This is a genomic window from Stakelama saccharophila (assembly GCF_032229225.1).
Lineage (GTDB): Bacteria > Pseudomonadota > Alphaproteobacteria > Sphingomonadales > Sphingomonadaceae > Sphingomonas > Sphingomonas saccharophila.
This window is the reverse complement of record NZ_CP135076.1, coordinates 2,156,870-2,176,592: the sequence shown is the minus strand read 5'-3', so window position 1 is coordinate 2,176,592 and position 19,723 is coordinate 2,156,870. Positions and strand designations below refer to the sequence as shown.

At 65.5% G+C, this 19,723-nt stretch carries 18 protein-coding genes; 11 read left to right on the top strand and 7 right to left on the bottom strand.

Features of this window, described 5'->3' with window-relative positions; translation table 11 throughout:
* Positions 1-192 precede the first annotated feature (192 nt).
* The 4 genes from RPR59_RS10175 (at position 193) to RPR59_RS10160 (ending at position 6,387) form a co-directional block, all read left to right on the top strand.
* Positions 193-2,175, top strand: coding sequence for a 2-oxoacid:acceptor oxidoreductase subunit alpha (locus RPR59_RS10175; RefSeq protein ID WP_313913662.1), 1,983 nt, complete (start codon positions 193-195; stop codon positions 2,173-2,175).
* A gap of 16 nt (positions 2,176-2,191) precedes the next feature.
* The gene (locus RPR59_RS10170) at positions 2,192-3,223 is read left to right on the top strand and encodes a 2-oxoacid:ferredoxin oxidoreductase subunit beta (protein WP_313913660.1); all 1,032 of its coding nucleotides are present in this window, start codon (positions 2,192-2,194) and stop codon (positions 3,221-3,223) included.
* 284 nt (positions 3,224-3,507) lie between these two features.
* Entirely contained in the window at positions 3,508-4,764 is a 1,257-nt protein-coding gene (locus RPR59_RS10165) for a class I SAM-dependent methyltransferase (RefSeq protein ID WP_432280312.1), read from the top strand.
* A 456-nt stretch (positions 4,765-5,220) separates the two neighbouring features.
* On the top strand, positions 5,221-6,387 hold the full coding sequence (locus RPR59_RS10160) for an ATP-binding protein (RefSeq protein WP_313913657.1): 1,167 nt from the start codon (positions 5,221-5,223) through the stop codon (positions 6,385-6,387).
* 87 nt (positions 6,388-6,474) lie between these two features.
* Here the strand turns inward: RPR59_RS10160 and RPR59_RS10155 are convergent, their stop codons facing one another.
* Together RPR59_RS10155 and purF are read right to left on the bottom strand one after the other, a co-directional pair.
* On the bottom strand, positions 6,475-7,185 hold the full coding sequence (locus tag RPR59_RS10155) for an SDR family NAD(P)-dependent oxidoreductase (protein ID WP_313913656.1): 711 nt from the start codon (positions 7,183-7,185) through the stop codon (positions 6,475-6,477).
* Positions 7,186-7,285: 100 nt separating this feature from the next.
* Positions 7,286-8,743: an amidophosphoribosyltransferase gene (purF, locus tag RPR59_RS10150; RefSeq protein WP_313913655.1), complete on the bottom strand. Its 1,458-nt coding sequence runs from the start codon at positions 8,741-8,743 to the stop codon at positions 7,286-7,288.
* 129 nt (positions 8,744-8,872) lie between these two features.
* Between purF and RPR59_RS10145 the strand changes: the two genes are divergently transcribed.
* From RPR59_RS10145 to RPR59_RS10125, 5 genes are read left to right on the top strand one after another with little or no spacing between them, the layout of a single operon-like run.
* Positions 8,873-9,121, top strand: a complete 249-nt coding sequence (locus RPR59_RS10145; RefSeq protein WP_313913654.1) for a DUF7218 family protein — start codon at positions 8,873-8,875, stop codon at positions 9,119-9,121.
* 53 nt (positions 9,122-9,174) lie between these two features.
* Entirely contained in the window at positions 9,175-9,531 is a 357-nt protein-coding gene (gene hisI, locus RPR59_RS10140; RefSeq protein ID WP_313913652.1) for a phosphoribosyl-AMP cyclohydrolase, read from the top strand.
* A complete protein-coding gene (locus RPR59_RS10135; protein WP_313913649.1) occupies positions 9,528-10,052 on the top strand; it encodes a hypothetical protein in 525 nt (174 codons plus the stop codon). The genes hisI and RPR59_RS10135 overlap by 4 nt, the downstream gene beginning before the upstream one ends.
* Positions 10,053-10,085: 33 nt before the next feature.
* Positions 10,086-10,520, top strand: a complete 435-nt coding sequence (locus tag RPR59_RS10130) for a MerR family transcriptional regulator (protein ID WP_313913647.1) — start codon at positions 10,086-10,088, stop codon at positions 10,518-10,520.
* Positions 10,521-10,528: 8 nt separating this feature from the next.
* Positions 10,529-12,331: an acyl-CoA dehydrogenase C-terminal domain-containing protein gene (locus tag RPR59_RS10125; RefSeq protein ID WP_313913645.1), complete on the top strand. Its 1,803-nt coding sequence runs from the start codon at positions 10,529-10,531 to the stop codon at positions 12,329-12,331.
* 9 nt (positions 12,332-12,340) lie between these two features.
* On the opposite strand, the gene RPR59_RS10120 is transcribed toward RPR59_RS10125, so the two are convergent.
* The 5 genes from RPR59_RS10120 to RPR59_RS10100 all read right to left on the bottom strand — a co-directional run bounded on the left by RPR59_RS10120 (position 12,341) and on the right by RPR59_RS10100 (position 17,445).
* The gene (locus tag RPR59_RS10120) at positions 12,341-13,669 is read right to left on the bottom strand and encodes a cell wall hydrolase (protein WP_313913643.1); all 1,329 of its coding nucleotides are present in this window, start codon (positions 13,667-13,669) and stop codon (positions 12,341-12,343) included.
* Positions 13,670-13,795: 126 nt separating this feature from the next.
* A complete protein-coding gene (locus RPR59_RS10115) occupies positions 13,796-14,110 on the bottom strand; it encodes a hypothetical protein (protein WP_313913641.1) in 315 nt (104 codons plus the stop codon).
* A 71-nt stretch (positions 14,111-14,181) separates the two neighbouring features.
* On the bottom strand, positions 14,182-15,102 hold the full coding sequence (gene cysK / locus RPR59_RS10110; RefSeq protein WP_313913639.1) for a cysteine synthase A: 921 nt from the start codon (positions 15,100-15,102) through the stop codon (positions 14,182-14,184).
* Positions 15,099-16,421, bottom strand: coding sequence for an MFS transporter (locus RPR59_RS10105; protein ID WP_313913637.1), 1,323 nt, complete (start codon positions 16,419-16,421; stop codon positions 15,099-15,101). The genes cysK and RPR59_RS10105 overlap by 4 nt, the downstream gene beginning before the upstream one ends.
* Before the next feature lie 199 nt (positions 16,422-16,620).
* Entirely contained in the window at positions 16,621-17,445 is an 825-nt protein-coding gene (locus tag RPR59_RS10100; RefSeq protein ID WP_313913635.1) for an alpha/beta fold hydrolase, read from the bottom strand.
* 140 nt (positions 17,446-17,585) lie between these two features.
* Here RPR59_RS10100 and RPR59_RS10095 point away from each other — a divergent pair, with 140 nt between their 5' ends.
* Positions 17,586-19,310 (top strand): DUF885 domain-containing protein, encoded by a 1,725-nt coding sequence (locus RPR59_RS10095; protein ID WP_313913633.1) that lies wholly within the window; start codon positions 17,586-17,588, stop codon positions 19,308-19,310.
* Positions 19,311-19,396: 86 nt separating this feature from the next.
* Positions 19,397-19,720 (top strand): WYL domain-containing protein, encoded by a 324-nt coding sequence (locus RPR59_RS10090; protein WP_313913632.1) that lies wholly within the window; start codon positions 19,397-19,399, stop codon positions 19,718-19,720.
* The last annotated feature ends 3 nt before the right edge of the window (positions 19,721-19,723 follow it).

Sequence of the window (19,723 nt, the reverse complement as noted above, 5' to 3'; positions counted from 1 at the left end):
GGTAGGCGGCGGATACGGGACCGATGCGATAAAAGTGGCGCGCCGCCACGTCGATGCGACCATTGCCCCCGGCGGCGGGTTCGCAAAGCACAGATTGCACCGGCCCCGCGCTTTTCTACCTTTAGATGAATGCGTCACGGGCGTAGAGGTGCGCCCCGACATACCATGAATATGACAGCAGGAAGCGCCGATATGGCAACCGCCGCCCACAAGGTTACCCCCGAAGAAGCAAGCGCCAATCCGCCGCCCGAGGCGGTCGTGGTGCGCTTCGCCGGCGACTCGGGCGACGGTATGCAGTTGACCGGCGGACAGTTCACGCTGTCGACCGCGCTGGCCGGCAACGATCTTGCGACCTTTCCCGATTTCCCGGCCGAAATCCGCGCGCCGCAGGGCACGCTGTTCGGCGTGTCGGCGTTTCAGATCAATTTCGGCTCGGCCTCGATCGAAACGGCGGGCGACGCGCCCGACGTGCTGATCGCGATGAACCCGGCCGCGCTCGCGGTGAATGTCGATGCGCTCAAGCCCGGCGGCCTGATCATCGCCGACGAGGGCGAGTTTACCGAGCGCAACCTCGCCAAAGCGAAGTACGACGCCAATCCGCTTGAGGACGACAGCCTCGCCAAATGGCAGTTGATGAAGCTCAACATCTCGCAACTGACGCTCGATGCCGTGAAGCCCTATGGCCTCGGCAACAAGGAGGCGCTGCGCTGCAAGAATATGTGGACGTTGGGCCTGGCGCTGTGGATGTTCGACCGCGACCGCACGGCGATTGTCGACTGGCTGAAGGCGAAGTTCGCCAGGGCGCCGGGCGTCGCCGAGGCCAATATCGCCGCACTCAACGCCGGCCATGCTTACGGCGAGACGGCGGAGATCGGCGGGCAGGTGGGCCAGCTCCACATGCCGGCGGCGCCGGTCGAACCGGGGCTGTACCGCACCGTCACCGGCGCGGAATCGATTTCGCTGGGCCTCGTTGCCGGCGGGAAGCTGGCCGAGTTGCCGATGTTCTTCGGCGGCTATCCGATCACGCCGGCATCGGCGATCCTGCATCATCTGTCGCGCTTCAAGGAATTCGGCGTGACGACCTTCCAGGCGGAGGACGAGATCGCCGCCGTCGCCGCGGCGATCGGCGCGAGCTATGCCGGGTCGCTGGGCGTGACGAGTTCGTCGGGGCCGGGCATCGCGCTCAAGACCGAGGCGATCGGACTGGCGATCATGACCGAGCTGCCGCTGGTGGTCGTCAACAGCCAGCGCGGCGGGCCGTCGACCGGCCTGCCGACCAAGACCGAGCAGTCGGATCTCTATCAGGCGGTCTATGGCCGCAACGGCGACGCGCCGATGCCGGTGATCGCCGCGCGCTCGGCCGCCGATTGCTTCGATGTCGCGATCGAGGCGTGCCGTATCGCCACGCAATATATGACGCCGGTGATGCTCTTGACCGACGGCTATATCGCCAACGCGGCCGAGCCGTGGAGGGTGCCCGACATGGACGCCTATGACCGGTTCCCGGTCGAGTTCCTCGAAGAGGCGCCCGAGGACGGATTTCTGCCCTATGCGCGCGATGAGAAGCTGGCGCGACCCTGGGTCAGGCCGGGGACGCCGGGGCTTCTGCATCGCATCGGCGGTATCGAGAAGAAGACGGGCACCGGCAATATCGACTACAGCCCTGAAAACCATCAGGAGATGACCGACTTGCGCCGCGACAAGGTGGCCGGGATTTCGGTGCCCGATCAGGCGGTCGAGCAGGGCGGGACATCGGGCAAGCTGGCGGTTGTCGGCTGGGGATCGTCCTATGGCCCGATCACGCAGGCGGTGCGGCGCGCGCGCAGGAACGGGATGGACGTGGCGCATATCCATATCCGCCATATCTGGCCGCTGCCGAAGAATTTGGGTGAGTTGCTCAAGGGGTATGAGCATATCCTCGTGCCCGAAATGAACACCGGCCAGTTGAAGACGCTTCTGCGCGACCAGTTTCTGGTCGATGCGAAACCGCTGGGCAAGGTGTCTGGCCAACCCTTTCGCATCGCCGAGATCGAGGAGGCGATCGCGGCCTTTTTCGACGATATTCCCGGCAATGAGGGCGGCGAGCTGCCCGCCGATACGACGCAATTGCCCGAGCCTCGGTCGGGACATGATGAAGGCCGGCTGCGCGACGTGACGTCGCCGCAGTCAGAATGAACGCCAGGACACGACCATGAACGAGATGACCCCCGTCAAGACCACGCTGAAGGACTGGGAAAGCGACCAGGAGGTCCGCTGGTGCCCCGGCTGCGGCGACTATGCGGTGCTGAAGGCGGTGCAGCGGACCATGCCCGATCTGGGCGTCGCGCGCGAAAATACCGTTTTCATCAGCGGCATCGGCTGTTCCAGCCGGTTTCCCTATTACATGGAAACCTACGGCTTCCACACCATCCACGGCCGCGCGCCGGCGGTGGCGACGGGGGTGAAGCTCGCCAACCCGAACCTCGACGTGTGGATCATCACCGGCGACGGCGACGCGCTGTCGATCGGCGGCAACCACATGATGCACCTGCTCAGGCGCAACCTGAACACCCAGGTCCTGTTGTTCAACAACGAGATATACGGCCTGACCAAGGGGCAATATTCGCCGACCAGCCGGGTGGGCACGAAGAGTCCGTCCACGCCGTTCGGGTCGGTCGACCGGCCGGCAAGCCCCTGCGCCTTCGCGCTCGGGTCGGGCGCGCGGTTCGTGGCGCGCGGCATCGACGTGAACAAGAACCTGCCGGCCGTGCTGAAGGCCGCGCATGCGCACCAGGGCGCGGCCTTCGTCGAGATCTTCCAGAACTGCATCGTCTATAATGACGATGTGTTCGCGCCGTTCGCGGCGAAACCCAACGCGGCGACGAACCAGCTCTGGGTCGCGCATGGCGAACCGATGCTGTTCGACAAGGGCACGAAGGGCATCGCGCTCGACCGCGACACGCTGGCGTTGAAGGTGGTCGATGTCGTCGACGGCGATTGGCAGGGCGCGGGCGTGCTGGTTCACGACCAGACCAATCGCATGATCGCGCATCTGCTGGTCGAGATGCCCTTCGGCGAATTCCCGATGGCGCTGGGCGTGCTCTATGACGATCCCGCCCCGACCTTCGAAAGCGTCGTGGTCGAACAGAACCGCGCGGCTGCCGAGGGCAAGACCCCGGACCTGCAAAAGCTGGTCGCCAAGGGGCAGACCTGGCAGGTGACCAAGCAGCCGCACGAGATCTGATCGATACCGACGGCGATACCTATTTGCAGGAAGCCGAGTTCCGGGCCGCGAAGGCCGTGATGCAGCGCGGCGGCGCGATCTAGTCCCCCGTCACAGGGCAGCGGACGCCGCAGCCGCGTTTCCCTTCTTTCCGTTCGTCCTGATCTTGTGCCCTTTTTTGCCGTTGAACGGGCAAGGCACTGCCTCGGCAAGTTCGGCGTCAACGGAATTCGGGATGGTTGCCGCCACCGATCGGCGCGTATCTGCCTCTTGCCCTTCGCGCGTCCGCGTGCATGAAGGCGCGCATGCAGGCGAGCGAGCGGAACAGGGGACGGCGGTTCGGCGGGGAGCGGAGCGTCGGTATCGGCGACCGGCTATGGACGGCGGCGCTGCATCCCGTGCTGCGGCGGTTGCTCGACCGGATTGATCGCGGGCTGATCGAAGGCGCCATCGACGCGACCCTGCCGGGGGGCGAGCGGCGCATCCTGGGTGGTCGGCGCGACGGACCTTTGGCGATCGTCACCATCGCTAGGTGGCGTGCCCTGTGGCGGCTGATGAGCGGCGGCTCCGCCGGCTGGTATGAAGCATGGTCGCTGGGCGAATGGACGAGTCCCGACCCCGTGCCGCTGTTCGAATTGTTCGTGCGCAACCGCCACGGGCTCGGCGGCGCCGGCCGCGCGAGCCGCTGGACGCGCCTGGGCCGCCGTCTGGCACATGCGCTCAACCGCAACGATCGGACGGGCGCGCGGCGCAACATCGAATATCATTACGATCTTGGCAACGACTTCTATTCGCTGTGGCTCGATCGCGGCATGACCTATTCCAGCGCGTTGTTCGGCGCCGGCGGCGAACAGACGCTGGAAGCGGCACAGGAAGCCAAGCTGCAGGCGGTGCTGGATCGCACCGGAACAAAGCCGGGCGACACCATCCTCGAAATCGGATGCGGCTGGGGCTCCTTTGCCGAGGTTGCGGCCCGCGCGGGGCGCAAGATCCACGGCCTGACGCTGTCGAGAGAGCAGAAGGTCCATGTCGATCAGCGCATGGACGAGGCGGGGCTCGCCGGGGTCACGGTGTCGCTGACCGACTATCGCGACATCGACGGCACCTATGATGCGGTCGCCAGCATCGAGATGGTCGAGGCCGTGGGCGAGGAATATTGGCCGATCTATCTGCAAACGATCGCCAGGGTGCTGAAACCGGGCGGCCACGCCGCGGTCCAGTTCATCTCGATCGACGACGACATCTTCGATGCCTATTCCAGCAATGTCGACTTCATCCAGGCCTATGTCTTCCCCGGCGGGATGCTGATCTCCGAATCGCGCTTTCGAAAGATCGCCGAGTCCGCCGGCCTTCGCTGGCGGGACCGGCGCGGTTTCGGACAGAGCTATGCCGAGACGCTCAAGCGCTGGCGCGAACGGCTGGACGACGCGGTCGACGCCGGTCGCCTGCCGCCGGATTTCGACCGCGGCTTCATTGATCTCTGGCGCTATTACCTGATGTATTGCGAAGGCGGATTCCGCGGCGGCGGAATCGACGTGGCACAGGTGACGCTGGTAAAATAAGGCCAGGACGCGGGAAAATTCGATTGCGGCTCCGGCAACGGATTTTTGTGACCTTCGACCAAAAGGCAGTTCGTCGGCGAACGCCTCAATATCGGTCATGTGCTTCGTCTTCGTCGTATTCCGAAACCCGTCGGTCGTTCATCACAACAACGAGCAACCGGATCGGCCTGATTTATCCGACGCGGCAAGCGTCATACCTGCTCGCATCGGCAGCGAGCACTGCACGACGCCCCGGAATTCTGCAAAAGCCTGCCGGAGAATCTGCATTGAAGAGGCCAGGGCCGCGTCAGCTTTCAAGGCTCGTGATGAAACTGGCGACGGGCCCCTCATTTTGGTAGGCATCGGCGGATTATTGATTTGAAAGACTTCTGTCCTCACAGCAACGCGTCCAGGTTTCACAAGAGCAGGTAGGAATGACAGCAGAAGCGCGCTTCTGCTTAAAAAAGGCGAGCTATCGTGCCTGATCCAGCAATTCCAAAGCCCTCCGCAAGGCCTCTTCGGCTCGCAGATTTCATCCGCGCGAACATCGAGCCTATCGTCGCAGAGTGGGTACGGTTCGCACGAACGCGCGAACCGGCCAGCGAAAGCATGACGGAGCCGGCCCTGAAGGACCACATCGTCGAGCTTCTCGCATTCATTGCCGACGATCTCGAAACTCCTCAAACGAAGAAGGAACAGTTCCAAAAGTCTCGTGGTCTCGGTAGTGCAGACGGGCAGTTTACCCGGAGTGCGGCAGAAATCCATGCAACGCTCCGGCTATCCGATGGCTTCAACATCGACCAGATGGTCTCGGAGTACCGCGCCTTGCGGGCAAGCGTTGTGAAGCAGTGGACGGCCACGGACCTGGTGCTCCCTACAACTGATCTTGAGGACCTGACGCGCTTCAACGAGGCGATCGACCAGGCCCTGACGGAGTCGGTTGCCGAGTATACGAAGATGATCAATCAGTCCCGGGACATGTTCCTCGGCGTGCTCGGACATGACCTGCGAAACCCAATCGGAGCAGTCTTGATGACGGCACGGACGATGTTGGAGCGCGGTACAGTGGACAGCAGGCAGGGCATGCTTGGCGGCCAGATTGCTAAAGCGATGGAACGGGCAACCTCCATTCTTGACGACCTTCTTGAGCTTACGCGCTCAGCTTTCGGCATGGAGATCCCCCTCGTCAGGACTCCCATGAAAATGGATGAGCTTGGCGCTCAGCTCGTCGAAGAGATGCGTACGCTTTCCAACGGCAGACAGATTGAAATCGAAACGCTGGGCGACACGCAGGGCGAGTGGGATAGGGCCAGAATGGGACAGGTGTTTTCGAACCTGATCGGGAACGCCCTCCAGTACAGCCCTGAAGACGGCTCAATAACGGTGACGATATCCGACCAGGAGGATCGGGTCTGCGTATCGGTGCACAACGAAGGCGATCCCATCCCCGCCGACAAGCAAAAGACGATCTTCCAGTCACTGGCGCGCGGCGTCGACCGCGGTTTTCAGGGAGCCGGTTCGACAAATCTCGGCCTGGGTCTCTTCATCGCGCATAAGATTGTGGCCGCGCACGGTGGGACTCTCTCAGTGGACTCCGGCCCCGACAGCGGGACGACCTTTACCGCAGTCGTGCCGAAGTACTGAAGCGGCGGCGACCCGTTCGCTCCGGCACGAAAGGCCGCCATTTGCGCAGCCGTCAAGGCTGAATGTCGATCGGTCCTGGTGATCGCTTCAGTCGAGCCGCTCGTAATGCCCCGTCTCGAAATCGTCCGTCAGCAGCGAAACGATGCGCTCGGCGACATCCTCGGGCGGCTTCACCGTCGCCGGGTCCTCGCCCGGATAGGCGCGCTGGCGCATCGCGGTGCGCGTGGCGCCGGGGTTCAGCAGGGCGGTACGGACCGCGCTGATATGCCGCACCTCCGCGCCGTAGGACAGCAGCAAATTCTCGAACGCCGCCTTGGACGCGCCGTACATGCCCCAATAGGCACGCGGTTCGCGGGCCGGCGTCGTGGTCAGGCCGATCACGCGGCCCTGGACGGAATTGCGCAGCATCTGGTCGAACGATCCGATCAGTGCCGCCTGTGCACTGACGTTCAGCGTCATCACGCGCGAAAACTCCTTCGCGTCGAACGAACCGACGGTGCCGAGCGTGCCCAGCGCCGCGGCGTTGAGGACGAGGATGTCGAGCGCCTGCCAGCGGTCGGCGATGGCGGCGCCCAGCCGTGCGACGCTGTCGGTTTCGGTCAGGTCCAGCGGCGCGATGGTGGCGGAACCGCCCGTCCGGTGGATGGCGTCCTCCGTCTCCTCCAGGCCGCCGGGGGTGCGCGCGGTGAGCACGACATGCGCGCCGGCGGCCCCCAGCGCCTTCGCGGTCGCAGCGCCGATGCCGCGGCTGGCTCCGGTAACGAGGGCGAGGCGGTCGGCTAACGGCTTGTCGGTCACATGATTCTCCCTCGATCGCCGACACGCGTCGGCGCCGGTTTCAGTCGCTCGACCGAATGGCCGGGGATGGGCGGCGGATCAAGGGGGGCGGCGTCGCCCGTCAGCTTACCCGCTCTTCGAGCATCGCGAACTGGTCGACCGCGGAGACATCGTCCTGATCGGTCAGCGTGGTGGGATAGTCGCCGGTGAAGCATGCGTCGCAATATTTCGGCCGGATTTTCGCGCGGCCTTCCTCGCCCAGTGCCTTGTACAGGCCGTCGATCGAGACGAAGGCCAGGCTGTCGGCATGGATATAATCGCGCATGCCCTGGGTATCGTGCTTGGCGGCGAGCAGCTTGGCGCGCTCGGGCGTATCCACGCCATAGAAGCAGCTATGCCGTGTGGGCGGGCTGGCGATGCGCATATGCACCTCTGTCGCGCCGGCGTCGCGCATCATCTGCACGATTTTCAGGCTGGTCGTGCCGCGCACGATCGAATCGTCGATCAGCACGACGCGCTTGCCCTTGATCAGCGCGCTGTTGGCATTGTGCTTCAGCTTCACGCCCAGATGGCGGACCTCGTCGCGCGGCTGGATGAAGGTGCGCCCGACATAATGCGAACGGATGATGCCCAGTTCGAACGGAATGCCCGATTCCTGCGCATAGCCGATTGCCGCCGGCGTGCCCGAATCGGGCACCGGGATGACGAGATCGGCGTCGACCGGGTCCTCTATCGCGAGCTGCGCGCCGATCGCCTTGCGCACCGAATAGATGGAACGTTCGTCCGCGATCGAATCGGGCCGCGAGAAATAGACCCATTCGAAGATGCACGGCCGCGCGGCCTGCGGGGCGAAGGGGCGGATCGAGCGAATCTCGCCATTCTGGACGATCACCAGTTCGCCGGGATCGACCTCGCGCTCATAGGTCGCGCCGACCACGTCGAGGGCGACCGATTCGGACGCGAAGATGACCGAGTCGCCCAGGCGCCCCATCACCAGCGGACGGATGCCGAGCGGGTCGCGGCAGGCGATCATGCCCTCGGGCGTCATGCAGATCAGCGAATAGGCGCCTTCGACCTGCTTCAGCGCGTCGATGAACCGGTCGAGCAGCGTCCGATAGCTCGACGTCGCGACCAGATGGATGATCGTCTCGGTGTCCGAGGTCGACTGAAAGATCGACCCCGCGCGCACCAGATCGCGGCGCAGGCGCATCGCGTTCGACAGGTTGCCGTTATGTGCGACCGCAAAGCCGCCGCTCGACAGTTCGGCATATAGCGGCTGAACGTTTCTCAGCGCCGTCTCGCCGGTGGTCGAATAGCGGACATGGCCGACCGCCACATCGCCGGGAAGCGCGCGAATCACTTCGTCCCGGTCGAAATTGCCGGCGATGTGCCCCATCGCGCGGTGCGTGTGGAACTGCGTGCCGTCATAGCTGCAGATGCCGGCGGCCTCCTGCCCGCGATGCTGCAGCGCGTGCAGGCCGAGCGCCGTCAGGGCGGCTGCGTCCTCTGCGCCGGCAATACCGAAAACGCCGCACTCTTCGCGCAGCTTGTCGTCGTCGAAAGGGTTGGTGCTGAACATGCGATCCCACGGGGTTGCGTGCCGTGCCCGCCATATAGGGATTGGCGCACGGTTTGTCGCCCTTTTGTCACAACGCACTGAACCTGCGGTTTATCGGTGCGTTTTTAGGGTTTTGCAGGAGGATTTGTGATGGCGAAGAATCACGGCAACCAGATCAAGGACGACAAATTGTACGAGGATCTGCGCGACAAGGGCGAATCGAAGGAAAAGGCCGCCCGCATCGCCAATGCAAAGGCGGGCGGCAGCCTCGACCACAAGAGCACCCAGCTCGAGGATCGAACCAAGGACGAGCTTTACGAGGAAGCGCAGGAGATCGGCATCGAGGGCAGGTCCGACATGACCAAGGACGAACTGGTCAAGGCGATCCGCTCGCACTGACGGGGAATGCCGGGGCCATTTCCGTGGTGCCGCAATCGCGGTAAGGCTTCGGCATGAACCGCGAAACCGGAAACCGCCTCGATCCGAAATTCGATTCCGCCGGGCTGATCACCGCCGTCGTCACCGATGTAGCGGATGGCGCCGTGCTGATGCTCGCGCATATGAACGCCGATGCCCTGGCGCGCACGCTCGATACGGGCGAGGCGACCTTCTGGTCGCGCAGCCGACAGCGGCTCTGGAAGAAGGGGGAGTCTTCGGGCAACGTCCTGCGCGTGGTGGAAGCGCGCGTCGACTGCGATCAGGACGCGGTCTGGCTGCGCTGCGAACCGGCGGGACCCGCCTGTCATACCGGCGCGCGTAGCTGCTTTTACCGCCGTATCGAGGGCGAAATGCTGATGCGCGAGGAATGAAGCGCGGCTGGCCGATCGCGCTCGTCGCACTCGCCGCGTGCTCGGGCGGCGGCGGGACGGCGGGAAAGAACCGCTCGAATGAACCGCCCGGGCTCGAGCAGGCGGCCATCGCGCGCGGCGTGATCCGGGATCCCGAGGACAGCGGCATCGAGGGGCTCTACGCACGCGATACCGACCGCTTGTGCCTGGTGCGCCGGGCGGATGGTTATCGGATCGGCGTCTTCGTGGATTACGGCACCGTCCAGTGCAGCGGCACCGGACGGGCGAGCCGTTCCGGCGAGGCGCTCCATGTCGAACTGGGCGGCAGGGGCGCATGCAGCTTCGACGCGCGCGCCGATGGCGAGCATGTCGTCCTGCCCGGCGATCTGCCGAACGGGTGCGACGCCTATTGCGGCGGCCGGGCGTCGCTGACCGGGCTCGACGTGTCGCGGTTGAGCGAATCCCGGTCGGAGGCCGCGGCCCTCCGCGACGATCGCGGCCGGCCGCTCTGCCCGACCGCTGCACGCGCCGGCAAGGATTGACGTTGACGTAAAGGTAAGGCAGATTGCAGCGCCATGACTGGCACCAATCCCTCCAGCGTGGCGCTGGCGCCGATCGAACCGCGGCCGGATCGCGAAAGCTTTTCCATTTCCGATCTCGGCGCCGAATTCGGCGTCACGGCCCGCGCGCTTCGTTTCTATGAGGATGAGGGCCTGATCGCGCCGGAGCGGCGCGGCACTGCGCGCGTCTATTCGCACCGCGACCGTGCCCGGCTGGCCTGGATCCTGCGCGGCAAGCGCGTCGGCTTCAGCCTTGCCGAGATCCGCGAGATGATCGACCTTTACGACGTTGGCGAGGGGCGCAAGCTGCAGCGCGCGGTGACGATCCAGCGCTGTCGCGAACGGATCGACCTGTTACAGCAGCAGCGCAAGGACATCGACGCCGCCATCTCGGAACTTCGGGAATTCGTGGACATGCTCGAAGATGTCCGCGCCAGCGAGAACGAATAGGACCGCCCATGCCGCAATATACGCCCCCCGTCCGCGATACCCGTTTCATTCTCGATCATGTCATCGGGCTGGAACGCTGTGCGAACCTGCCCGGCTTCGCCAATGCCACGCCGGACGTGGTGAACGCCGTGCTGGAAGAAGGCGGCAGGTTCGTTGCCGAGATACTGTTCCCGCTCAATCAGGTGGGCGACAGCCAGGGGTGTACGCGCCACGACGATGGCAGCGTGACCACGCCCGACGGCTTCAAGGAAGCGTATCGGCAGTTCGTCGAGAGCGGCTGGGCGACCCTGTCGGCGCCCGAGGAGTTCGGCGGCCAGGCGATGCCGCACGTCGTCGCCACCGCGTTCCAGGAATATATGATCTCCGCCAACATGGCCTTTGCCATGTATCCGGGACTGACCCACGGCGCGATCGCCGCGATCCTTGCCAAGGGATCGCAGGCGCAGAAGGAGATCTATCTGCCGAAGATGGTGTCGGGCGAATGGGGCGGCACCATGAACCTGACGGAGCCGCAATGCGGGACCGATCTCGGCCTGATCACCACCAGGGCCGAACCGCAGGCCGACGGCAGCTACAAGGTCACGGGCACCAAGATCTTCATCTCCTCGGGCGAGCACGACCTGACGAGCAACATCATCCACCTGGTATTGGCCAAGACTCCGGGCGCCCCCGACAGTTCGAAGGGCATCTCGCTGTTCATCGTGCCGAAATTCCTGGTGAACGAGGACGGCTCGCCGGGGGCGCGCAATGCGGTGACCTGCGGCTCGATCGAGCGCAAGATGGGCATCCACGCCAATTCGACCTGCGTGATGAACTATGACGGCGCGACCGGCTGGCTGGTCGGCGAGGAGATGAAGGGCCTGGCCGCGATGTTCATTATGATGAACGCGGCGCGGCTCGGCGTCGGGCTGCAGGGGCTGGGCGTGGCCGAAACCGCCTATCAGAACGCCGTCCAATATGCCGGCGACCGGCGGCAGGGCAGGGCGCTTACCGGCCCGGCCGAGCCGGAGGAAAAGGCCGATACGCTGTTCGTCCACCCGGACGTGCGCCGCATGTTGATGGAAGGCAAGGCGCTGACCGAGGGCTTGCGCGCGCTGTGCCTGTGGGCGGCGCTCCAGGTCGATCTGGAACATGCCGCCGATGACGAGGAGGCGCGCCAGCTCGCCGGCGATCTGGTCGGCCTGTTGACGCCCGTCATCAAGGGCTACGGCACCGACATGGGCTACCGGATCGCGACGGATGCGCAACAGGTCTATGGCGGGCATGGCTACATCGCCGAATGGGGGATGGAGCAATATGTCCGCGATGCGCGGATCGCGATGATCTATGAAGGCACCAACGGCGTGCAGGCGATGGACCTGGTCGGTCGCAAGCTCGCCCGGAACGGGGGCCGCGCGATCCAGGCGTTCTTCAAGGTCGTGACGGAGGAAACCGCCGCCGCGAAGGACGACGAAAAGATCGGCGATTTCGCCGTGGCGCTCGAAAAGGCGCTGGGTCAGCTACAGGCCGCGACGATGTGGTTCATGGCCAGCGGCACACAGAACCCCGACCAGGTCGGCGCCGGCGCACACAGCTATATGCACCTGCTCGGCATCGTCGCGACCGGCCTGATGTGGCTGCGCATGGCGAAGGCGGCGGCGGACGGGCTGGCGTCGGGCGAAGGCGACGCGGCCTTTTTGGAGGCCAAGCTCGTCACCGCGCGCTTCTTCGCCGAACGGATCATGCCCGATGCCGGTGCGCTGCGCCGCAAGATCGAAGGCGGCAGCGAAAGCGTGATGGCGCTCGATCCGGCAATGTTCCGCGCCGCCTGAGGGCAGCGGCTACCGGCCGGACGTAGGCGTCGGCGTCGGTTGGGGCGCGGCGAAGGTCCCGGTCTTGCGTCGCACGCCCTGCAACGGGGCGGGCCTTTCGACCGGGGTCGATCCGGGGAGCGCGTCGAGCCGGACCGTGCTCGTCGGGCGGGCCGCGATCCGCGCGGTCCGGCGCATGCACTGCTCGTCCGCGGGGCGGGCGAAGGTATCGCAATCCCACAATGCCTTGTCGAAACCGCGCTTCCTGTCGCGCAGATAGCTGAACGCCATGGCCGCAATCGCCTGCGCGCTCAGCAACGGCGTGGCGGGCGTATCGGCGGCATCGGTCCAGGCCATGAACTTGCAATAGGCCCGCTCACCGCAGGCGCGAGCCGCCAGTATCGGCAGCGTCGCGGGATCGAGCGCGGGATCGAGCGTGACGAGGAAGACGTCCGGATCGCCCGGTGTCGGGGCGGGAATGCCCGCATCGCCGATCGACGCGGCATCCACTGTTCCCCCGGTTTCGCCCGTCGGATCGGCGGGCGTCTTGTGATCGTCGAACAGGCGGGCGAGCTGTTCGACCCGCGGTTCCGCGCCGGCATAGTGCATAGCGAAAGCCGGTGGCGTCCCCCACCAGCCGGTCCAGCGGAAGAACAGATGGCTCTCGACCGCCGCGATCTTGTCCAGGCTCGCGCTCCAATAGGGCACCACCCGGTCGGTATGATAGTGCGTCGCGTTGCCGACCCGCTTGTCGACATGCCCGGCAAGCGCCTCGCGCGCGACGGTGCGCGCCCGCTCCCACGCCGCTTCGGAATAGTCGCGCGCGAGCGACCCGTCGCAGGTAAAGGTGAACTGGCATCCGGTGGCGCGCTCCGCGCCCTGGAACACGACGCCGCACACGCTGTTCGGAAAGGCCGGGTGCCGCACGCGGTTGAGGACGACCTGCGCCACGGCGCGTTCGCCCGTGCTGTCGTCTCCCGCTTCGTAGAGCGCGGCGGTGGCGAGGCATTCGGTCGCGCGCGTACGATCTTCGCCGGCGCCCGTCAGGTGGAAGGCGCGCGCCGCCGACCTGGGCGCGTCGGAAAAGGGGATGGACGCGTTATAGGCCCGCGCGGCATCGGGCGTCAGCGCTTCGAACCGGATCGGCTCCACCGGGGGCAGGGTTTTTCGGGGGACGACGCGCCTCGGTCCGGTGGCGTCTTCCTGCGCCGCGATCCCGGCATGATGCGGAACCGGAACGGTGGCCACGATCAGGGCCGGTATGGCGACGGCGATTACCGAAAGCGCCGAAAGCGCGATCCGCAACCGCCAGGACAGGGGCGGCGCTCCGGCAGGATCTTCGCTCGCAATCCTCGTCACCGCATTCGATCCGATCCAGGTCAAGCGGTATGCGCGTCGGCGCGGATCGACGCCCATACGCCGATTCCCGCACGCGTCAATCCACCGGATGACGGGTGCGGCAGCGATGTCGGAAGGATCACGGCCTCAGCGCGGCCAGTTGCCGGTTGCGTCGCACAGGTCGCGCTTGGTCGCCAGCGCGGCGCGGCAGCGACCGGTGCTGCAGCCCGCGATCCGGTGGCGAAAGCCGCGAGCGCATTCCGCGCGCGGCGGCGCCGGCGGCGGCACCGTCAGGCTGATGCGGGCGGGCGGCGCGGGATCGAGCGCGGCCAGTTGCACGCTCGCGGTCGTCACCGTCTTCGGCTGGGCCGCCCGCACGCCCGCCGCGCCCTGGCCGAATACGAACGGCCAGGACAGGAAAACGGCCAGCATCACTGCAACACAGATAAACGCATTACGCATGGTTTCCCCCCGGAAGGACCGTGCTTCACACGCTGCACACCTATCGTTGACCGGTGGTTAACGCCACCCCGTCAGTTCTCGGGCAGGAAATCCGGCACCGACAGATACCGTTCGCCGGTGTCGTAGTTGAAGCCGAGCACCCGGCTTCCGTCGTGCAGGTCGGGCAGCTTGTGCAGGATCGCGGCCAGCGTCGCGCCCGAACTCAGCCCTACCAGCATTCCTTCCTCGCTTGCCGCGCGGCGGGCCATGTCCTTGGCGACTTCGGCTTCCACCTTGATCGCGCCGTCGATCGCCTGGGTGTGGAGGTTCGCCGGGATGAAGCCCGCGCCGATGCCCTGGATCGGATGCGGGCCGGGCTGGCCGCCGGAGATGACCGGCGACTGTTCCGGCTCGACGGCATAGACCTTCAGATTCGGCCATTCCTTTTTCAGCGCCTCGGCGACGCCGGTGATATGACCGCCGGTGCCGACGCCGGTGATGATCACGTCGATGGGGTCGTCGCGGAAATCGTTCAGGATTTCCTGCGCGGTGGTGCGGACATGGACGTCGACATTGGCCGGGTTGTCGAACTGCTGCGGCATCCAGGCGCCGTCGGTCTGATCGACCAGTTCCTGCGCCCGTTCGATCGCGCCCTTCATGCCGCCCTCGCGCGGCGTCAGGTCGAATTTCGCGCCATAAGCCAGCATCAGCCTCCGGCGCTCGACCGACATGCTCTCGGGCATGACGAGGATCAGCTTATATCCCTTGACCGCCGCGACCATGGCGAGGCCGACGCCGGTATTGCCGCTCGTCGGCTCGATGATCGTGCCGCCGGGCTTCAGCTTGCCCGTCTTTTCGGCATCCTCGATCATGGCGAGCGCGATCCGGTCCTTGATCGATCCGCCGGGGTTGGACCGTTCCGACTTGATCCACACTTCCGCATCGCCGAACAGCCGCTGCACGCGGATATGCGGGGTGTTGCCGATGGTTTCCAGGATGGTGTTGGCCTTCATGCTGCCTTCTCCTCGGGTTCGGTGAATTCCAGTGTTTCCGGCGGGTCGAACGTGCGGGCGTGGCGAAGCTGCGGGAACAGCCGTGCCCAGGCCGCGGTGATCAATATGGCCCCGATTCCGCCCGCGACAACCGCCGTGACCGGCCCGACCAGCGCGGCGAGGAAACCGGACTCGGCCTCGCCCATCTCGTTCGATCCGGAAACGAACAGCGTCGACACCGCGCCGACGCGTCCCCGCATGTCGTCGGGGGTATAAAGCTGGATCAGCGTCTGGCGGACATAGACCGACACCATGTCGGCCGCGCCCAGGACGAACAGCGCGGCAAGCGAGACGAGCGCGGCCGGCGCGAAATCGCTGCCCACCGCATTCGCGCCGAAGATCGGCGTGGTGAGCGCCGCCGACAGCCCGAAGACGACGGTCGCCACGCCGAAGGTGGCCACGCCGAACAGCATCTTCACCCCGACATTGGTCCGAAGCGGCTTCCACGAGAAGACGAGCGCCGTCGCGACCGCCCCAAGCGCCGGCGCGGCGCGCAGATGGCCGAGCCCGTCGGCGCCGATATGCAGGATGTCGCGGGCATAGACCGGCAGCATCGCCGTCGCCCCGCCCAAAAGCACCGCGAACAGGTCGAGCGAGATCGCGCCCAGCACCAGCTTGTTGCGGCGGACATAGGCCAGGCCGTCGATCATCTGTGCCCAGGGGTTGCGCCGCGCGATCCGCGACCGCCTGACCGGCGTGATGAGTAACAGCATGACGAACGCGAAGCCGAACAGGCCGGCCGACACCGCGTAAGGCAGCCACTGCGCCGCGGCATAGAGATAGCCGCCCATCGCCGGCCCGATCACCGATCCGCTCTGCCACGCGATCGAACTCATCGCGATGGCGGTGGGAAGCACCGCCGGCGGCACCAGATTGGGTGAAAGCGCCTGAAGCGCGGGACTGGCAAAGGCGCGCGCCACGCCCAGCAGGGCCGCAACCGCGAACAGGATGCCCAGTGTCACCGTACCGTGATAGGTCGTCCAGGCGAGCGTCACCGCACATATCGCCTCCAGTCCCACCGAGGCGCGGGCGATCCAACGCCGGTCGATCCGGTCCGCGACCCAGCCGGCGAACAGCGTCAGCACCAGCAGCGGCAGGAACTGCGCGACGCCGATCAGGCCGAGCTGGAAGGCGGCCGCCTTCACCCCCATCGTCTCGCGGGCAAGGTCGTACACCTGCCAGCCGATGACGATCACCATCGCCATCTGCGCCAGCGTCGTCGCCAGCCGCGCCAGGAAATAGGCGCGGAAATTGTGGATGGTGAAGGGATGGGCGGCCATGGCCCATTGCTCTAGTCAGGTTCGCGGCCAAAGCGCAACGTAGCTTTGCTGCGGGGGCGAAAGCGGAACCTTGCCAACTGGTTTCCGCACCCCCCGTTTGTGCTGAGCTTGTCGAAGCACCGTCCTTCGACGCAGCCCTTTCCGCCCTCAGGCAAGCGGAAGGGAGCGCCGACCCCGTTGGCGCCCCCGCGCACCCGCCTTACCCGATAAACGCCTTCAGATCCTCGATCAGCCGGTCCTGATGGCTCTTGAACAGGCCATGCGGCGCGCCGTCATATTCGATCAGCTTCGCATCCCGGATGCCCTTCGCCGCGGCGCGGCCGGCGGTGTCGATCGGCACGGTCTTGTCGCCGGTGCCGTGGATGACGAGCGTCGGCACGTCGAACGCTGCGAGGTCGGGCCGGAAGTCGGTGAAGCCGAACGCCTTGGCGCATTCCAGCGTAGCGCGCAGGCCGGCCTGCATCGCCAGCCGCCACGCCCAGTCGAGCGTCGCGTCGCTGACGGGGCTCTGCACCATGCCGACGCCGAAGAAATCCTTGAAGAAGGTCTTGAAGAAGGCCGGCCGGTCCTTGCGCAGATTTCCCGCGATCTCGGCAAGCTGGTCTTCGGACACGCCGTCCGGATTGTCGTCGGTCTTCAGCATGTAGGGGACGACGGAACTTATCAGCACCGCCTTTTCGACGCCCCGGCCCCGGTGTCGCGACATATAGCGCGCGACTTCGCCGCCGCCCATGGAGAATCCGACGATCGCGGCGTGGGCCTGGATGCCGGCCGCCTGCATCACGTCGCGCAGGTCGTCGGCCATGGTGTCATAGTCATAGCCCTCCCACGGCTGGTCGGACCGGCCGAAACCGCGGCGGTCATAGGCAACCACCTTGTGTCCGGCTTCCGCCAGCGCCAGGGCGATCGGGTCCCAGCTATCGGAAGACAGCGGCCAACCGTGGATCAGGACGACCGGACGCCCGGTCGCGCCCCATTGCTTGTAATGGAGTTCGACTCCGTCCTTCGTGGTGCAGCGGGGCATGGCGTTCTCCTGATTGCGGATTCGCAGCCCCAACGCGGCAAAAATGTCCGGCGTTCCCGCAATTTTATGTCCGGGAGCACTGGCGTACCGGGGATACGTCTGCCACAGTCGCGCCGGTGGCAGGAAATTGGAGGGTTTGGATGCGTTTGAAGGCGTTGACCGCGATCGGAGCATGTCTGCTCGCGGCCTGTTCCACCGCGGACGAACCGGTCGCGGGCGGCAACGACACTGCGCAGGCGGTGGCGACCTGGGACGGGTTCGTTAGCAACACGATCGAGCAATGGTTCGCGCTCGATCCCGCCTTCGCCGTCTATCAGGGGCGCCATGATTTCGACGGCAAGCTGCCGGACTGGAGCGAGGCCGGGCTGAAGCGCAAGGCCGACTTCCTGAAGAACGTCGTGCAGAAGGCCCGGACCTACAGCAACCTGACGCCGCAACAGCAGTTTCAGCGCGAATATATCATCAAGGTCGCCGAAGGGCAGCTCTTCTGGCTCGAGGACGCCGACCAGCCGCATCGCAATCCGGCCTATTATATCGGCGGCGGGCTCGATCCCAATGTCTATGTCGCGCGCAATTATGCCGACCCGGAAGTGCGGATGCGCGCGCTGATCGATTTCTTCAATGCCGTGCCTCAGGCGGCGAAGAACATTCGCGCCAACCTGGAAATGCCGCTGCCGGCGAGCTTCAGCAAATACGCCATCGCCGGTTTCGGCGGCCTGGCGCAATATTATACGGGCGGCGCGCGGCAGGCCTTCGCCGATGTGGAGGACCCGCGCCTGACGAAGGAATTCATGGCATCCTCGGCGCGGGCGGCGCAGGCGATGCAGGGGCTGGCCGACTGGATGAAGCAGCACCGGGACGGTGCATCGCGCGACTTCGCGCTGGGCCCGGAACGGTTCGCGCGTATGCTCAAGACGACCGAGATGGTCGACATACCGCTCGACAGGCTGGAGGCGATCGGCCAGGCCGACCTGCACCGCAATCAGCAGGCGCTGAAGGCGGCGTGCGCCGAGTTCGCCCCGGACGCGACGGTCGCCGGCTGCGTCGAAAAGATGCAGGCGGACAAGCCCGACGGCGGCCCGGTGGAGGCCGCGCGCGAACAGATCCCCGAACTGCGCAAGTTCGTCGAGGAGCACGATCTGGTCTCGATCCCCGGCACCGAAGAAGCGCATGTCGCGGAATCACCGCCTTATAACCGGCAGAACTCGGCCTATATCGATCCGCCGGGGCCGTATGAGGAAGGCATTCCTTCGGTCTATTACATCTCTCCGCCCGATCCGTCCTGGTCGGAGGAGAAGCGCCAGGCCTATATCCCGGCCAAGGACGATCTGCTGTTCACCACCGTTCACGAGGTGATGCCCGGCCATTTCGTGCAGTTCCTGCACTCCAACAATTCGAACTTCATGTTCGGCCGGTTGTTCGTCGGCTATGCCTTTGCCGAGGGCTGGGCGCATTACGCCGAAGAGATGATGTGGGAGGCCGGCCTGCACAAAGGCGACCCCGAAACGCATATCGGCCAGCTTTCCAACGCCTTGCTGCGCGACTGCCGGTTCCTGTCGGCGATCGGCCTGCACGCCCGCGGCATGACCCAGGCCCAGTCGCAACAGATGTTCGAGCAGCAATGCTATACCGATCCGGGCAATGCGGAACAGCAGGCGGCGCGCGGAACCTATGATCCCGCCTATCTCAACTACACCCTTGGCAAGCTGATGATCCGCAAGCTGCGGCAGGACTGGACGGCGCAACATGGCGGGCGCAAGGCGTGGAAGGCGTTCCACGACAAGTTCCTCAGCTATGGCGGCCCGCCGATTCCGCTGGTGCGGCAGCAGATGATGGGGGAAAAGACGGCGCGCGCGGTCTTCTGATCGCCGCGCCTGCTTTCCCGCCGGGAAAGTCCTTGTTGCGGTGCAGCATTCGTCTTATATTTCGCGGCATGTACCGGAGCGAAACCATGACCGAAGCCGCGCCGAGCGGACCGGCGCCGACGATCTTCGCCGCGATCGTGCGGCGGCAATGCGTATCGGCGACCTATAACCGTGGCGAGCTGATCCTCGCGCCCCACATCATCTATACCCGGCATGGGGAGATGTATGTCGACGCCATTACCATCACGCGCAACGGCGCGCCGCCGCGCGAGACGAAGCTGGGCACGTTCAAGCTGGACGGGCTGGGCGACCTGAACCTGACGCAGACCGGTTTCGACATCAATCCGCTGTTCGAGCCGGAGGCGGAACGATATGCGGGCGAAACGCTGGTCGCGGTCGAACCCGGCTGACGC

Coding starts and splice junctions, on each gene's coding strand:
- RPR59_RS10170 (WP_313913660.1), top strand. CDS start 2,192: ATGAACGAGATGACCCCCGTCAAGACCACGCTGAAGGACTGGGAAAGC.
- RPR59_RS10100 (WP_313913635.1), bottom strand. CDS start 17,445: ATGCCCCGCTGCACCACGAAGGACGGAGTCGAACTCCATTACAAGCAA.
- RPR59_RS10145 (WP_313913654.1), top strand. CDS start 8,873: ATGGCGAAGAATCACGGCAACCAGATCAAGGACGACAAATTGTACGAG.
- RPR59_RS10175 (WP_313913662.1), top strand. CDS start 193: ATGGCAACCGCCGCCCACAAGGTTACCCCCGAAGAAGCAAGCGCCAAT.
- RPR59_RS10130 (WP_313913647.1), top strand. CDS start 10,086: ATGACTGGCACCAATCCCTCCAGCGTGGCGCTGGCGCCGATCGAACCG.
- RPR59_RS10105 (WP_313913637.1), bottom strand. CDS start 16,421: ATGGCCGCCCATCCCTTCACCATCCACAATTTCCGCGCCTATTTCCTG.
- purF (WP_313913655.1), bottom strand. CDS start 8,743: ATGTTCAGCACCAACCCTTTCGACGACGACAAGCTGCGCGAAGAGTGC.
- RPR59_RS10095 (WP_313913633.1), top strand. CDS start 17,586: ATGCGTTTGAAGGCGTTGACCGCGATCGGAGCATGTCTGCTCGCGGCC.
- cysK (WP_313913639.1), bottom strand. CDS start 15,102: ATGAAGGCCAACACCATCCTGGAAACCATCGGCAACACCCCGCATATC.
- RPR59_RS10090 (WP_313913632.1), top strand. CDS start 19,397: ATGACCGAAGCCGCGCCGAGCGGACCGGCGCCGACGATCTTCGCCGCG.
- RPR59_RS10115 (WP_313913641.1), bottom strand. CDS start 14,110: ATGCGTAATGCGTTTATCTGTGTTGCAGTGATGCTGGCCGTTTTCCTG.
- RPR59_RS10125 (WP_313913645.1), top strand. CDS start 10,529: ATGCCGCAATATACGCCCCCCGTCCGCGATACCCGTTTCATTCTCGAT.
- RPR59_RS10165 (WP_432280312.1), top strand. CDS start 3,508: ATGCAGGCGAGCGAGCGGAACAGGGGACGGCGGTTCGGCGGGGAGCGG.
- hisI (WP_313913652.1), top strand. CDS start 9,175: ATGAACCGCGAAACCGGAAACCGCCTCGATCCGAAATTCGATTCCGCC.
- RPR59_RS10135 (WP_313913649.1), top strand. CDS start 9,528: ATGAAGCGCGGCTGGCCGATCGCGCTCGTCGCACTCGCCGCGTGCTCG.